The following is a 13,609-nucleotide window of genomic DNA, read 5'->3' as shown; positions in this document are numbered from 1 at the left end:
TTGTCCGGTTAAAAGTCTTGGCTAACAGTGACTATTTTGGACAAAAGAAAAAACGGCCCAAATTGAGCCGTATTAGTAGTTTTTGAGGAATTTATCTGGATAAGGAGGAACGCGAGCAAAAATACATGGCGCAACCCCGTTTAAACACTGTTTAAATCGCGTCAGATTCGTTTAAACTTTTTTATTGGTCTGATTATGCCAATGCTCCATTTAAACGCGCTTAAAAACGCTTAGAGAGATTCTACCCATTTAAAAGATAATCCGATAGGGTTTCTAAAATCATTTCTCGATCACCATCATCTACACCAAGAAACGGACGGGCGGGGATCTCTTTGTTTGGGATCATGCTATTTGGTGTTGTTGTACGGCCAAACTGATGCGTCGCGGCATATTCTAACGGAGAGCCAAACAAAAGGTTATCCGACGATGCCTGATAGTTCAGCGTGCCGCTCAACAGCCCATTAAGAACAAGAATCGTATCAATGTTCTTCGTCTTGAGTGACTTGGTTGTTTCAGAAAGCGGAGCCCACGGCACACCATCTGGCGACTTTTGATCGCGAAAACGTTGGTCATGGCTAATCAGTAACTCTTCACCTATCTCCATCATTGCGGGCGTTAAATTACTGCCTCGCTTGATAAGCTGATTTAGAGCCTCTTGTATCTCTGAGTCGTTTAGCCTTACCGAATAACGAACCCCAGCCATTACGCAACACCTAGCGCTGCGGCATGGTAGTCGTCAATCACCTCTTGGCTGGCCTGTACCAAAGCCGCTTCCCATAAGTCTGCGATGCGCTCCGCCTCATCACCGCGTGAACTGGCGCAAAGCGCATCAAGTTCATTGAGCGAATCAACCGTGATGGAGTCATTCAAGATTGCCATTGCCTTTTTTAAATTACTCATCTCACACTCTCTGTTACTTTCTGGATATAGTCATACACATCTGGCTTGCTTTGCTGCAACGCTTTTGGTGAGAACAGCCAAGCAACATAATGCTCAGCAAACCATTCATCCGCATTGGTTTGCGCATATTGCGTTGCCGCCTGAGCCTTTAGCGCATCACTCAATACTGGTTTCCCCGCCTTATAGTAAACCTGATGGCCGATCTCATGAGCCCAAGTTAGCGCCACACCTGCCGCATTGCTTTTCATCTCTTCTCTTACTGAAGAAGAAAAAGACCAAGGCGTTGCCCTCCCTTTAAGTATACGCTCAATGGCTAACTCTATCTGGGAGGCGTCAACCGATTTAAAACTATCGGTGCTTTTCGCCTTAACAACCACATGGCTCCAAGATTTTGCAGTAAAGCCATTGGTTCTGGAAACATTGCGCGTGTAGTAATTGGCCCTTGGCATGCGAACACCACTTTGCAAATACGACTCAACCTCTCCCGCTATTGCCGCCGCCTTCTTGCTTCCATTAAGCTCGCCAGCTTTTAAGAACAGGGTTTTCATTTCGTAACGCTTCATGAATGCCTGAAGCGATGCAACGCTTTCGTTACCAAGAGAGGAGAGCAAGTCACTCAAACCCTGAGCGCCGATGCCTTTTACTGTTGAGTACGCATCATCAACCACGCGAACGGGAAGGCGATCGGCCAATGGCGGCTTGGCGTCCACCGCCTCTTGAACCTTTTTGGTTAACTGCGCGCTGGTTTTTGGTGTGTAATCAAAACCTGGGTCAATGCCTTTTGGCACCTTGTGAACCTCTCCGGTCACTTTGTCCACCCAATCGTAATACTCAACATTAGGCGCACCTGTCACTTCAAGCCCAAGCCTTTCTAATGTGCGTTTACTGGCCGTGAGCTTTTTGCATTTGCAGCCATAGCCATTGATTGGCGTATGCGTTTTCCACCACGGGTCATCGAGAGGGATAACTAGGTTATTCCAAGAAAGATGATCAAGACGAGGATGCTCGCTGCCGCTGTGCTTGTAAATGCCGTAGGGCCGCGAACCTTTAAGCGCCTCTATCTGCTGCTCTCGGCCTGCGCTGTAGCTTTGGCGCAGGTTGGTCTCGTAAATCACCTGAGCACGCCAATCCGCTTGACCTTTATGCTCCCAACCGTACTGCTTCACAATCTGATTAAACTGGCTTTTAAACCAGTTTAAAGACTTACCTTCGCTGATGGCCTTATCCACGGCCTTGCGAAAATCGGCCAGCATATCGTCACGCAGTGCGCCAGCCACAGTAAAGCTGCGGTTATGCGCCTCTTGCCACATGTCCGCCCAACGCTCTGTAGTGACGTTAGTTTTACTGCGGAAGTAGTCTACCTGCTCAGAGAACGGGAGCGAACCATATTGCGCTGGCATTAAATCCCATCCTCAACATCGCTGATGCCTGCCAGCTCCGCCGCCGCCATGGCCTTAGCCATTTCATCCGCCAGTAGGTCAATGCCGATCACGCCCTGTAAAGAGAGAATGTCGTCACGCAGCGCAGAGAGCGATGTCGCACCCTCAACCAGCTCGCGCACCGGTGCAAGCATGTCATCGAGTAGCGGAGCAGCATCAGAGCGAAGGCGTTTGATTTGCTCATCATTCACATCCGTTTCAATTTCGGCGTTTAGCTTGGCCGTTGCGACGGGTGTTGATGGATTGGCTTTTGGCTCTAGAGCTTGTGGCGAACCAAGCGCTGGCTCACCGTCTTTTGCCATTGGTATCTGCGTTTTATCGTGCAGCCATTGCAGCGGAATGCGCATACCCAAATTCACCAAGCCTGGTAAAGAATCAGAGAGCGCTTTAACGTCTTCTGGCTCAGCGATTTCGAATTCCAGCCTAGGATGTCGGCGAGGGTGCTGATAGCTCTTGCCGTTCAGTGCATAGAGCGGATAAATCACATCGCGCGTGAGCGTTTGAGCCAAGCGCATCAAATCGAAATTGCGGATTTCAGTGCGCACCTCGTTGTGCACATTGCCCAGTGCGTTGGTGCTTGTCTTTCCGTCCGCTTGCGAAGTGAGCGTACCGCCGAGAATAGCCTTGGACTGTGATTTCTCACACCACGTCATCATTGCCATAAACGGGTCAGACTGGCCGTCTGCCGCGTTTTGAAAATCGATATCCATTCCTTTCGGAATAATGCCGCCCGCATTATGTCCGATGCTCATGACTGCACGAAGCAGTGTTGCCTTTTCTTTCTCGGTTGCGCCTTCTGGGTATTTACCAAGGCGAATAGGCAGGCCGTAAATCTCTAGGAACTCAGCGAGATCGCGAACTGAATAGTTTTTAAACAGGAACGGCCAAGCCAGAACGCGCACTAATCCGCGGCGTGATAAGTACCCAGACTTTGCCTTGGCAGTGTGGCTAATCCAGCCAAACGGCTGAAGCGCCGCGCCTTCATAGCTGCCATCGATAAGGCGCAACTCATTGCGGTTTTCTGGGTGCGTCTTAAACCAAGAGGGATCGCGATGATGCACATTCTCGATATAGTGCGTCTTTTGCTGGTAGTCCCACTCAATTTCCAGATTAGAAAAGGCCTTGAGGGTCGCATCACTTAAATCGAAAATAGCATCTTCAAACCAGGTCGCATCTTCGAGCACTTCTTGCACCATATCGGTATCGCGCTTTTCTGCTGCCGTGGCGTTGCGCGGCGGCTTGATGTTCCAATCAACGCCTTGCAGCGCCATGCGACGCTTACCGATTTCGCTCTGGATATGGGCGTCTTTCTCTTCCATGTCCTCGGCGAGCTCACACTGAGCCTTTAAATCACCTTGCTCAGCATCACGCATGATCGATGCCAAACGCGCAGGCGTTAGCCCAGACGAGGGGTGGTCAGCGTATTGTCGATGCAACTGGCCAAGCCTTGCGTCCGATTCCGTTTGAGGCTCAACAAAAACATCCGATTCAATCGGACGCCCCCAAATGTCTACAATGGTTGAGATTCGTTTATTCATAGTCACCATGCCCCGCGTTCAAATGCGTGGTATTCGTCATCTTCGTCAATATCGGTTTTAGCTGGAATAGGGGTAAACTCGATGGCGCTGCCTTCCATCCAAGAAGCCCTGATAGCCATTGCTAAGCCAACGGCAATATCGCCGTGGCGCTTATCACCTTTCTTGCCATCGGTGTCTTTGGTGCGTCCCTTGTCAACTTGAGGGATGCCATTCACGACTTTAATGCTGCTTAAGTCATCCAAAACGGATTGATGGCGGGGTAACGCGAGGTTGAAATCATCAAATTCAGCTTTGAGCTTCGGCATCCACTCTGCGTACCATTTCTGGCTTAGGTCTACTCGATCAATAACCTCGGTGCCGTACTTCAATGCCGCCGCCTCAGCCAAGTAACCACCGTTACCCGTTGCATCAAACGCCGCTGCTCTGAACCTTGGCAAGCGACTCATGATGTATTCCATGACTTGGCGCTGAACCTCATAAGGAGCGTTCTTGATCTCCACAACAAACGGGACGGTCTTGCGTAGATTTCTCGCCACTTCAAGCGGTACAAAAACCGTCAAGTCGCCACGGCGCGCAAAGTCTTCCCCAAAATAGTGGACATGGTCAGGGTTGAGCGCATCGAGCAACGGCTTGAGCACCTGCTCACAGAACTGAGTCGTTTCCAGCATTCTTCGCTCTGGTGTCCACTCCAACCAATCATCGCTACAGGTGAGACGGACAATTGGCAGCGAGCGGTCAGCAATCATCGCCTGCTCAATAGAGATCCGTGATAGATAGGTGCCGCCTGATTTCTTAGGAACGCAGCCATATTCCTCTTCTGCCGACTCTTTATTCGGGGCGTTCTTGTACAAGTCGTCACGCCACTTTTGCTCTGCCTGTTTGCTGTATGGCTGGCCAGTCACAAAGCAGATGCGTTTATACAAGCCGTCAGCAATTGCATCATCCAAGGTGATGCGATGTATCGAGTAGTCTTTCTTGCCTTCTCTTGCTTCCTGAATGAGCAAGTTGAATAGATTGTCTACGCCATTGTGAGTGGAGATCAGCCGTACACGAGCGCCCCACATGGTCAGTGCCAGCGCTGCTTTTAGAAGCTCTTCTAGGCTTTCATGAAATGCCGCCTCATCGATGACCACATCACCCTGTAATCCACGCAAGTTTGAGGGGCGAGAACTCAGCGCCTGGATCTTAAATTGGCTATTGGGGAAGCGAATCATGTAAGTCAGAATTTCTTCGTTCTTTTCGCTATCCCAGAAGGTTTGCTCATACACATCGGCCTGTGCAAGCTGGTTAAATGCACGCGCAAACAGGGCGCAAGCGGCGATGTATTCCAGCGCCATTTCTTGCTTGGAGCCAACATAAAAAACGTTGCGACCACCACGGCGCTTTGGCTTGGATGCCGTTAGCACATTTCGACCAGACTCAGCCCAGGTTAAGCCAGTCCGGCGGCTTTTCTCTGCAAGCATGATTTGACTTTCATCTTCAAACCAACGCTGCTGATATGGCAAAAAAACAGGCTCTTTATCTGGAACCTGAAACTCTTCTGCCGTGGGCACGTCCACGCCGAGACTTGCCATTTCTTCCGCAAGATCAATTTTTTTAGGCGCGGTTAACGCCTTGAGTGTTGGCTGCTTCTTAGTCATCACGCTTTACCCAGCAAAATGCCACGAATACGGTCCTCAAGTTGCTCGCTCATGCCATCAACACCGCGCAACTCATCAGAAACAGCATCTGCCGCCTCTGCCGCATAGGCAGCGCGGATTTCTTTCTCAACTTTATGACTGGTCATGGCCGCTTGTTCGACTCGGGTGATGACAAGTGAAAGCTGCGCCAATGCTTTTGGCGGTATTGGATCACCACTCTCCATCAAGTGAGCGGAGGTTTCAAAAGTCATGGTTCGAACAAACTCTTGCAACATCTTACCTACTTCAGAAACAGGCGCTGTTCCTAACTTATGCGACCATACCTCCGCTACTTCCCGAGCTTCACGAATCCGCGCGCCATACTCCTCCATGCGCTTGGCGTAGCGGTTAAATCCGGTTCGACTGAGTTTGGCATCGTCGGGAAGCCCAGCTTCTTCAATCATCTGATTGACAGCGTCTCGGATATCCTTCTGGGTCATATCACCACTGCGAATAAGCACATTCAGTTGCGCGCGAATCTCTTCTGGCAGCAGTTCGACTTTAGACTTGCGGTTAACGGCCTTTTTCATAGCGATACCTTATTTTGCTCGTGGGCGTTTTACGCCAGGCACACGAGCTTGGCCTGTTGCGACATCTTCACCACGGCCTGTGAGCATGGCTATTTTGCAATCGGCGAGTTCGCGAAGGCTGACAAGGCCTTGCTCTTCCAACCAAGCCAGATGCGTGCGCACAGCATCACGACTAATGCGATGACCGTAAGCATCCAGGCATGAATCTAAGATAGATTCGTTGGCTTCGTAGCCGTCCATTTCATGAAGCGAACGCAAGATCACAAGGCGTTGGTCTTCTTTTAATACTTCTTTAAAGGACATGTGAACCTCTATTTATCATCATTTAACCTTTGCTCTAAAAGTAATTGAGCAAGGTGTTCAACGGGTTGTATTTGGGCGCGCAGTTCTTTCATTTCACCGCGCGCTTCTGAAAGCTCGAGAGTGAGTTTCGTGATCTCTTCTCTGGTTGGCAGCGCATCAACTTTCGCTTTTAGTTCGTCCATTTCTCGTCTCACTTCCTGAACCTCCTCGCGTCTGGCGTAGGTTTTGGATAGCAAGATCTGAATCACTTGAACCACGGTCAAAACGCCAGCCCACACGATAGGCCACCATGTCTTTACCCAGTCGTATTCCATTAGGGCTCCTTCCTAGACTGACAACTGACGCAGCGCACGGCATTGGGTTGCGCTTTTATTCTTTTGGGCGGAATTGTTGCACCACAGCTTAGGCAGTAGCGATTCCCGTCTTGATCTTCATCTGGCTGCTCTGCGCAGCGAGACATTAATTGCTGGTTAAGGGCTTTATCGCGGAACAGTTGCTCTAGTTCCTGCGCCTGGTCTAATTGGTCGCTCATTTACGCTTTACCACCGCCGCTAGGTCTCCCATCATAGTGCCAGTGCCTTTTGTTAGGCTGCGCTTATCAGCACTACGCCAACCAAGGTAAGTAAGAAACGGGGCCATCAAACCAGTTGCAATCTCCCAATCAGCGCCCGTGCCTTTGCCAAAAGCTTCAAGCAGCTCGAACAAAAAGATATACGCAATCGCAGAGTACAGGCTCAAGCGCGATCCCCAAGGGCGAGTGTGACGAACGTACTCATCTTCTGCTACATCACCGGCACGTATGGTGGCTTGAGTTTCGTGGTGCTCAGCTTGCTTATCGTTTAAATCCAACTCCATGCGGCGGGTCAGTTCTTTTTCCATTTCCAGCTTGATGCGCTCAAGCTCAACCATCGACTCAGGCGGCAGCGCTTGAAGTTTACGGGTAACCGCCAGCTCCTTTTGCTCTTTGTTCATACCAAGGACGGCATCAACCTGCTCAACGACCTCCGCCACTTTGTCGGCAGTATCGCTACCACCAAATAGACTAGAGATACCACGAATAGCCGCAGGGCCGACCTTGAGTGCAAGCGACGCGACAGTCGCAATTGTTCCTATAGCCATGATTAGTCCTTATTGAAAACTGAGCCCTTCGAGCAACATTCGAACAACAATCAGCACTACACCCAGAAAGATAGTGCCACCACCTAAAATCGTATAACCGAAGTAACACCCAATTGAACCAGCCAGTATCAAACCTAGGCCGATTAAGATTCCGTAGACGAATAGGACAAATAAAAATTTCATGTTGTTATCTTCCTCTAGTGTTTTCAAAAACGTGGCGCTTGATTGCGCTTATATGCACATTCCGCCACGCCTTATCAAAGTAACTCTGAAGCGTCGCATCGTGGCTGAATAAGGGGGCATTGCGTGGGACAGGCGCGCCACCTTTGTGGGCAATCAGCTCAGCTTCAAGGCGCATCTCTTTGCCTTTCACTTGTGCGAACTGCCAGTTATAGAGTCTGCGACTAGCCATGGTTACGCTCGGCGAATGATCAGCTTGGCTTTTTCGCCGCCAAGGTGAGCCATTAGGTAATCAAACGCGACGCCTGAGCTAAGCACCGCCCAGTGAGCATTGACTACGCCCCATTCCATACCAGGGGCAATACAGCCCTCTAGCTGATCGGGGTAGTTGGCCTTGTGAATCAGAATGTGGGTGCGCTGTGACGGGCCATAAATCGTAACGCCAAGGGTTGGCGCAGAGAGCGCATAGCACTCACCGAATTTCGGGCTTTTGTGCGGTAGCAAATCATACTCGCCCTCTGGCACACAAGAGATACCAGCTTGATTATTTTTCCAAGGGCGTTCAACGGTTTTTAAAATGGCGTTACCGTTCTCATCACACAGATAAGAAAACGTCCCATGCGGGAAGTAATTGCGGTGTAAGGTTAGGGTTTTCATAGCACAACCAATTGCGTAATAACGATAAATTGATTGTGCTTTTATTTAGATGAAGTGGTGAATTAAGCTGAATTTAGAAAAGCTCTGGCTGTCTTTTCTTTTGCTCTTCGTGGCGCATTATCTTGAGCACATGATAAACATGAAAAACAGAAACGTCATATTTTTTTGCCAGCTCCTCCACGTTCTTGCCGTTAAAGTCATTCCAGATGCTGATTTTCTTTATCTCTGCCTCAAGCTTGCGACCTTTGGGGACGTAGATAGGAAATCCGCCAAAATGCTTACAGAACTCACCAAGCAGCTTAACTGCCGATTCTTGGCCCAACTCTCTACGAAACAGCGAATAGATTTGCTTTAGCGTCTCTGGGCTTTTTTTATCATCTTCAATCACGCTTTCAACGGCGTTTAAATCGACATTGTTAAAGCCGAACATATCTAGGTTTTCATCTTCGCTACTCATACCACCCTCCAGATACAAAAACACCCCGCAAAGCGAGGTGTTTATAGTATAAATCAGGTGTCTTTAATTGAGCATGTTAGTTCAAGTGGCTATTCATCCCATTCAACAACGGTTGCTGCCTCACAAGATGTAATGCCAGCAAATGCATTTCTTCCCATCGACAAGCGAATACGCTGCTCGTTGACTGGTTTAATCTTGCGCTGAACATTGTCTGAATGCTCCCAAGCAATGGCCGTTAGTTGAGATTTACATGCTTGCGCTACAGCATCACTTTCTGGGATAAATTGATAGCGAGAGTAGTACACGGTGATATCAAAACCGTTCACGCGGTCTCTAATGCCATATTCAGTATCTTTGTCATAGATCGATAACGGGATATCGGTTTGCTTAACAGGGGTTGCACACCCAGCAAGTAAAAGTAATGACGCTAGCGCAAGTAAACGTTTCATTTGTTATTTCCCTTGAAATTATGTTCATAAAACCACGCCAACTTATCATAACCTACTGGCCCTGTGCATTTGTCGTTTAGCGGAACGCGACCGCCAGCAGCAATAATCGCATCACGCATTAGGCGATAGTGCCATTTCTTTAAAGCCTCTAGCACGTAGGTCGCTTGCTCTGAATTAATCCACGCTAACTTTGCCACGCCTTTGCCGTTGATTTGGCTAGTCATGCGGCGAACGTAGGCATCCAATGCCAAATCGTTGCCATTGCGCAAGAAGCCTTGCTTATTCATAGTTATCCAGATGGCGAGAATCTTCTCCGATTCATACGCTCTGAATTTCTTTGCCTCCACTTTGTTTTTGTTTACTGGCACAAAGCCCATCTGCTTCATGCGGTCAACCATTTTGCTTAACTTGAAATCGTTCAGGCCTCGGGAACTACGCTGACCTGTGACTTCCTCAAGTAAATCTCGATAAGCTCCATCGCTAAGTTGCAATTCGCGCTTACCGATTTGGACAAGTTTAAGGAGTTTGGACATTTTGCCTCCTACTTGATGATTGAGCCGAGTTTCAAAATATAAACAGGCTCATTTTCTGGTGCCCCCCACTCAACAACCCCAAGACCAATAAGAATCTCTTTAAGCTCGATGATTAACGTAGGGGCGTTTTTTGCGTACCCGTTTTTGAAAGTGACAGTATCGAATGACTTTCCCGCCATTAAGCGGCGGTCCCAATAAGGTTTAATCTCTCGATACTCTTCGGTTTTCTGGCCTGACCTAATCAGCTCAAACCACCTCTTTTTCAAAGTTAAATGGAGTGTCGCCATATCCTTCCACCCTTAAGCCGACTTGCGGCTTTGCTTATAATCCAACTGACAAGCTTTGCACCAAGTTTGCAGGCCATCGGCTTCACGCGGCGAGAGTGACCAAAACAACGTATCCTGCGGCCAAAATTCCTCACAGCATGGGCAGCGCTTTTGCAATCCAAGCTCTGGATCAACCATTGCCTTTCCTGCATTCAATCGGCGCTCTAGCAAACCCGCTTTCATTAGCGGCGTGTATTCACCGAACATAACAAACCCCCTTGGCTGCTCATCAGTGCCTAGCAACCACGCTAGGCAGACAAGCAAGGCGAACCTTGCTTGTTTCGCTTAGTTAGTTGGTTGCCAATTCAGTTCACGCAGTTTGGCGGCGATGGTGCTGCCTTCTGCGAGTGGGTCCTGTCCAACCTTGACCATGCGATCAGCTTGTTCGATGTACCAAGCGCTGTTGTCTGGTTGGGTGGTTTGTTGTGCGACTTCGCCTTTGTGCTTGTGCGGTTCAAGCGTCACGTTGTTACGCACGGCCAAGGTTTTGTACACCTGCTTTAAGTAGTTGTGGTTTGCCAAGGGTTTGGTGTCGTTATGCAGCTGGCGCTTCTCGCGTAGCTTTTGCACACACTCGATAAGGGCCGACGCCAATAGGTGATCGGCGCGATACTCATCGGTCACTTCACGCATCAGGCGCAGCGTTCGGCTAAGCGATAAGTCTGACTTCGCAGGGCGAAACAGGCTAAGGTAAGCAAGCAGCGGCCTAGCGACAAAATCCGGCAGGTTAGACACATCTGCGAGCAGTTCTTTACCAGCTTGGTCTTGAATCAACGCATCAAGGTGCAGGTTGGTATGGCACACAGGGCAGCGGGTGAGTTTCATAGCGATTCCTCTTTTGTATCGAGAAACATAGCCTTCTTCAGTTCAAGCCCTTCGAGCTTTTTGAATTGGCGACAAAGCACAGAGGCTTTTGAAAAAGAAGGAACATAAAACACATGCTTGCTTTCTAAGTCTGGATACTTTTTTTTGACTCCACGCTTGCCATAAATCTTTGTCACAGCAGTTTTGAATTTGGTGTCGTATTTAGCTTTGGTTTTTCTGCACCAAACATCAGCCAAGATCTCAGGCGCTTTTTCGCTTATGCCGTCTTTACCATCGAAGCTTACCCATTCAACTTTGATAAAGCCGTCAATGTAGACTTGCAAACATGTCCTTGACTCAGAGACTCTCACTCGGTTGACTGATACTTCATGACCCTTGTAGATGAAGCTGATTGCAACCCAGCTACCAGACATCTCGGCTTCAATTTTTTCCCACATCTCTTTGGTGATTGATTTACCTTTACTCATCAGTCCCATTCCTTCTCATTACTCGATATTGATTCAATTCTTTTGGCCCTCGGTAGCGGGGTGTTTCGCCAATCCCCGCAGTGCCTATCTGCCCATACCTCTGCTTCTGCTTGGTCGCAGCGGCGATGAACCATAATATGTTTAATTAGTTTGCAGGGCCGCTTGGTCGGCTTGGTTTTGCTCATCCATTAAGTCCTCGTACTCCTCACGAACGTTGGAGCCTTGTCGGTTCATTACAAAATTAAGTGCCGCGATATAACCTTCCTCAAACGTGGAATCTGGGAAGGCTGTGCCATCGTGCTCAATCAAGGCTTCAGCCATTTCAACTTCACGCTCTAGCGCTCGATAGGAGCGAGGCGTAGTAAAAGAACGTTGTAATTCGTTACACATGCTCGGCTTCCTTATTTTGCTTTTGACAGAAGTCAACGCGGGCTTGAGCGTAGTGGCGATTCTCTTTGCTTAACGCTGAGTAAGACGCCGAATTCCAAAGCTGAGCAGCGTATGAATAAGAGCCTTCTCGCTCTGCTTTGGCCGCTTTAGCAGCCGCGTCCATGTAGTAATTTGATTCAGCCATGGTGAACCTCTCTTTTGTCATATACTGTGACAATGTGGTTGTTCTTAAGTAAGAAGTAGGCATGTTCACATTCCAGAATTCGCTGGGGTTGCCAGCCTGCCTCTCGCTTCATGATTCGACGCAATTGGTTTTTAGTTGGGCGGCGCGCCTTAAGCACCGCCCCAATTAAGTCCCAATCGCTTAACCCAGTTCGCTGCGCCCATCGCTCTTGTGCATGGAGGGTGACGCGAAGTGTTCCGTATCGGGTTGGTATCTCCATTCACCACCTCGCTATAGCTTGGCGATGTCAAGGGCAATCTGTTTGTACTGGCCGTCACCTTGGCGCTCATACACACGTAGGTAAGGCGTTTTGCCGACAACTTTGATGGAGTCTGCAATGGCGTCCATCGCTTCAATCCAATCAGCATCATCAATATTGAGCTGGCGCAGTGACAGCACCTGGTTAACGTCGATGTTGCCTTGCTTATCCACTCGGAACGCGAGATCAACTAACGCTTTAATTTGGTCGCTAGAACCTTCAGACCAGCGCTTGATGCATTCATCAATCTTGGCCTTGGCCGCTTGAATGCGTTCGTCAAATACGCGGTGTTCGCCAATGCTGCGCTGCACTTTGTACTTACCGTCGAACGATAGAAGCGTAACGTTGCCTTTGGTGCCGCCGTATTTCACTTCAAACTCTTGAGCGCTGAGGTCTACGAAGTCTTTAACCTGCGCCATAGACGCGGCTTTAAACTCGGCCATTGCGGTTTGCAGCTTATTAGCTGCATCAACGATGTTTGAAACCACATCATCACGCAGAAGGTCGATCTCTTTGATTTGGCTAACAGGCACTAGGTGGCCTTGAGCGTTAGTGCGAAACTCGGTTTGTTCAGTTGGGTTGGTCATTATTTTTTCCTTACAAATTCGTAGGCCATTGAGCGATAAGCTCTGGCGAAAATGGGTTTAAGTTTTGGGTGATTTGGTATGCCTCTGGCAGTTCGCGATTTAGCCAACGAACCACACAGCCGCTTAGGCGTGCCACGCTAATCTCTTCGGTTTTACCGTTGATGCATTCGCGCATCGGAATCGCTTTAGGTAGCAACCAAGTTGGTGGCATCTCGATAGTGATAACCGGAATGCCAAGACCTTTGCTCGCGAATCCAATTACTTCAGAGCCTTCACGCTGCAAACGCTCCACTGCGTTCGCCATCGCGCGGCGTTTTTCTGTTGGGTTCATCATTGGTTTAACCCCTTATCAACAATCGTCATCATCGAATCTCCATTCCAAGAGCCAGCGCCCATAGAGGGTCAATCTTTAAAAAAGGCTCCTTACTCAAAGTGCTACGTCCCTTTACAGGCATTTCTAGCGCCTCTTGTATAGGCATGCCCATTTGAACAACTCGCGCCTTTAACGTCCCGTAAGAAAACTGGTAAGCCTCTGCAATATTTTTCAAACCACAAATACCTTGATATTCATACTTGGCTTGACCACCACTCTTTAGCTTTCCCAATTCGACCGCTTGCTCAATGGTCAGCCGCTCTCTGTTAACCCGTTTTTTTAGAGCGCCTAAAGGGACACCAGTATGCTTAGAGATTTCTCGTAGACCTTTAATGCCCTGATAGACATGAATTGACTTCCCCATAAATCACCTCA

Annotated in this window: 26 protein-coding genes and 1 other RNA gene; all 27 read right to left on the bottom strand. The window is 48.9% G+C overall.

Features of this window, described 5'->3' with window-relative positions; all coding sequences use genetic code 11:
* Window positions 1-241: 241 nt before the first annotated feature.
* A complete protein-coding gene (locus tag OH458_RS00260) occupies window positions 242-703 on the bottom strand; it encodes a phage virion morphogenesis protein (RefSeq protein WP_269976877.1) in 462 nt (153 codons plus the stop codon).
* Window positions 703-900 carry a hypothetical protein gene (locus OH458_RS00255; RefSeq protein ID WP_269976876.1) on the bottom strand — a complete coding sequence of 66 codons (198 nt, stop codon included), beginning with the start codon at window positions 898-900 and terminating at the stop codon, window positions 703-705. The genes OH458_RS00260 and OH458_RS00255 overlap by 1 nt, the downstream gene beginning before the upstream one ends.
* The gene (locus OH458_RS00250; protein ID WP_269976875.1) at window positions 897-2,300 is read right to left on the bottom strand and encodes a phage minor head protein; all 1,404 of its coding nucleotides are present in this window, start codon (window positions 2,298-2,300) and stop codon (window positions 897-899) included. Before OH458_RS00250 ends, OH458_RS00255 begins: the two co-directional genes overlap by 4 nt.
* Window positions 2,300-3,877, bottom strand: coding sequence for a DUF935 domain-containing protein (locus OH458_RS00245; protein WP_269976874.1), 1,578 nt, complete (start codon window positions 3,875-3,877; stop codon window positions 2,300-2,302). The genes OH458_RS00250 and OH458_RS00245 overlap by 1 nt, the downstream gene beginning before the upstream one ends.
* Window positions 3,878-3,879: 2 nt before the next feature.
* A complete protein-coding gene (locus tag OH458_RS00240; RefSeq protein ID WP_269976873.1) occupies window positions 3,880-5,517 on the bottom strand; it encodes a hypothetical protein in 1,638 nt (545 codons plus the stop codon).
* Window positions 5,517-6,086: a DUF3486 family protein gene (locus OH458_RS00235; RefSeq protein ID WP_269976872.1), complete on the bottom strand. Its 570-nt coding sequence runs from the start codon at window positions 6,084-6,086 to the stop codon at window positions 5,517-5,519. Before OH458_RS00235 ends, OH458_RS00240 begins: the two co-directional genes overlap by 1 nt.
* Window positions 6,087-6,095: 9 nt before the next feature.
* Entirely contained in the window at window positions 6,096-6,389 is a 294-nt protein-coding gene (locus tag OH458_RS00230; RefSeq protein WP_269976871.1) for a VpaChn25_0724 family phage protein, read from the bottom strand.
* Window positions 6,390-6,397: 8 nt separating this feature from the next.
* Entirely contained in the window at window positions 6,398-6,703 is a 306-nt protein-coding gene (locus OH458_RS00225; RefSeq protein WP_102586082.1) for a DUF2730 family protein, read from the bottom strand.
* Window positions 6,703-6,921 (bottom strand): TraR/DksA C4-type zinc finger protein, encoded by a 219-nt coding sequence (locus OH458_RS00220; RefSeq protein WP_102586083.1) that lies wholly within the window; start codon window positions 6,919-6,921, stop codon window positions 6,703-6,705. The genes OH458_RS00225 and OH458_RS00220 overlap by 1 nt, the downstream gene beginning before the upstream one ends.
* Window positions 6,918-7,508, bottom strand: a complete 591-nt coding sequence (locus OH458_RS00215) for a hypothetical protein (RefSeq protein WP_269976870.1) — start codon at window positions 7,506-7,508, stop codon at window positions 6,918-6,920. The genes OH458_RS00220 and OH458_RS00215 overlap by 4 nt, the downstream gene beginning before the upstream one ends.
* A 9-nt stretch (window positions 7,509-7,517) precedes the next feature.
* Window positions 7,518-7,691, bottom strand: a complete 174-nt coding sequence (locus OH458_RS00210; protein ID WP_269976869.1) for a hypothetical protein — start codon at window positions 7,689-7,691, stop codon at window positions 7,518-7,520.
* Between the two features lie 4 nt (window positions 7,692-7,695).
* Window positions 7,696-7,920, bottom strand: a complete 225-nt coding sequence (locus OH458_RS00205; protein ID WP_269976868.1) for a hypothetical protein — start codon at window positions 7,918-7,920, stop codon at window positions 7,696-7,698.
* Window positions 7,921-7,922: 2 nt separating this feature from the next.
* On the bottom strand, window positions 7,923-8,345 hold the full coding sequence (locus OH458_RS00200; protein ID WP_269976867.1) for a DUF5675 family protein: 423 nt from the start codon (window positions 8,343-8,345) through the stop codon (window positions 7,923-7,925).
* A gap of 73 nt (window positions 8,346-8,418) precedes the next feature.
* Window positions 8,419-8,802 carry a Mor transcription activator family protein gene (locus tag OH458_RS00195; RefSeq protein WP_102586087.1) on the bottom strand — a complete coding sequence of 128 codons (384 nt, stop codon included), beginning with the start codon at window positions 8,800-8,802 and terminating at the stop codon, window positions 8,419-8,421.
* An 89-nt stretch (window positions 8,803-8,891) separates the two neighbouring features.
* Window positions 8,892-9,251, bottom strand: coding sequence for a hypothetical protein (locus OH458_RS00190; RefSeq protein WP_269976866.1), 360 nt, complete (start codon window positions 9,249-9,251; stop codon window positions 8,892-8,894).
* Window positions 9,248-9,784 (bottom strand): gp16 family protein, encoded by a 537-nt coding sequence (locus OH458_RS00185; RefSeq protein ID WP_269976865.1) that lies wholly within the window; start codon window positions 9,782-9,784, stop codon window positions 9,248-9,250. Before OH458_RS00185 ends, OH458_RS00190 begins: the two co-directional genes overlap by 4 nt.
* An 8-nt stretch (window positions 9,785-9,792) precedes the next feature.
* Window positions 9,793-10,071 carry a hypothetical protein gene (locus tag OH458_RS00180; protein ID WP_269976864.1) on the bottom strand — a complete coding sequence of 93 codons (279 nt, stop codon included), beginning with the start codon at window positions 10,069-10,071 and terminating at the stop codon, window positions 9,793-9,795.
* A gap of 12 nt (window positions 10,072-10,083) precedes the next feature.
* A complete protein-coding gene (locus OH458_RS00175) occupies window positions 10,084-10,317 on the bottom strand; it encodes a hypothetical protein (protein ID WP_206955248.1) in 234 nt (77 codons plus the stop codon).
* 9 nt (window positions 10,318-10,326) lie between these two features.
* Window positions 10,327-10,397, bottom strand: an RNA gene (locus OH458_RS00170) — hammerhead ribozyme type II.
* A complete protein-coding gene (locus OH458_RS00165) occupies window positions 10,396-10,935 on the bottom strand; it encodes a hypothetical protein (protein WP_269976863.1) in 540 nt (179 codons plus the stop codon). Before OH458_RS00165 ends, OH458_RS00170 begins: the two co-directional genes overlap by 2 nt.
* Window positions 10,932-11,402 carry a hypothetical protein gene (locus tag OH458_RS00160; RefSeq protein WP_269976862.1) on the bottom strand — a complete coding sequence of 157 codons (471 nt, stop codon included), beginning with the start codon at window positions 11,400-11,402 and terminating at the stop codon, window positions 10,932-10,934. Before OH458_RS00160 ends, OH458_RS00165 begins: the two co-directional genes overlap by 4 nt.
* Before the next feature lie 141 nt (window positions 11,403-11,543).
* Window positions 11,544-11,792 (bottom strand): hypothetical protein, encoded by a 249-nt coding sequence (locus OH458_RS00155; protein WP_269976861.1) that lies wholly within the window; start codon window positions 11,790-11,792, stop codon window positions 11,544-11,546.
* Window positions 11,785-11,976, bottom strand: a complete 192-nt coding sequence (locus tag OH458_RS00150; RefSeq protein ID WP_269976860.1) for an ANR family transcriptional regulator — start codon at window positions 11,974-11,976, stop codon at window positions 11,785-11,787. The genes OH458_RS00155 and OH458_RS00150 overlap by 8 nt, the downstream gene beginning before the upstream one ends.
* The gene (locus tag OH458_RS00145) at window positions 11,969-12,235 is read right to left on the bottom strand and encodes a hypothetical protein (RefSeq protein WP_269976859.1); all 267 of its coding nucleotides are present in this window, start codon (window positions 12,233-12,235) and stop codon (window positions 11,969-11,971) included. The genes OH458_RS00150 and OH458_RS00145 overlap by 8 nt, the downstream gene beginning before the upstream one ends.
* Before the next feature lie 11 nt (window positions 12,236-12,246).
* Window positions 12,247-12,861: a DUF3164 family protein gene (locus OH458_RS00140; protein WP_269976858.1), complete on the bottom strand. Its 615-nt coding sequence runs from the start codon at window positions 12,859-12,861 to the stop codon at window positions 12,247-12,249.
* 10 nt (window positions 12,862-12,871) lie between these two features.
* Window positions 12,872-13,195, bottom strand: coding sequence for a hypothetical protein (locus tag OH458_RS00135; RefSeq protein ID WP_269976857.1), 324 nt, complete (start codon window positions 13,193-13,195; stop codon window positions 12,872-12,874).
* A 28-nt stretch (window positions 13,196-13,223) separates the two neighbouring features.
* A complete protein-coding gene (locus OH458_RS00130; RefSeq protein ID WP_269976856.1) occupies window positions 13,224-13,598 on the bottom strand; it encodes a hypothetical protein in 375 nt (124 codons plus the stop codon).
* Window positions 13,599-13,609 lie beyond the last annotated feature (11 nt).

Source organism: Vibrio sp. MarTm2 (assembly GCF_027587055.1).
In the GTDB taxonomy this organism is placed as follows: Bacteria; Pseudomonadota; Gammaproteobacteria; order Enterobacterales; family Vibrionaceae; genus Vibrio; species Vibrio sinaloensis_D.
The sequence above is the reverse complement of the archived record's forward strand: the minus strand, read 5'-3'. Positions and strand labels throughout refer to the sequence as shown.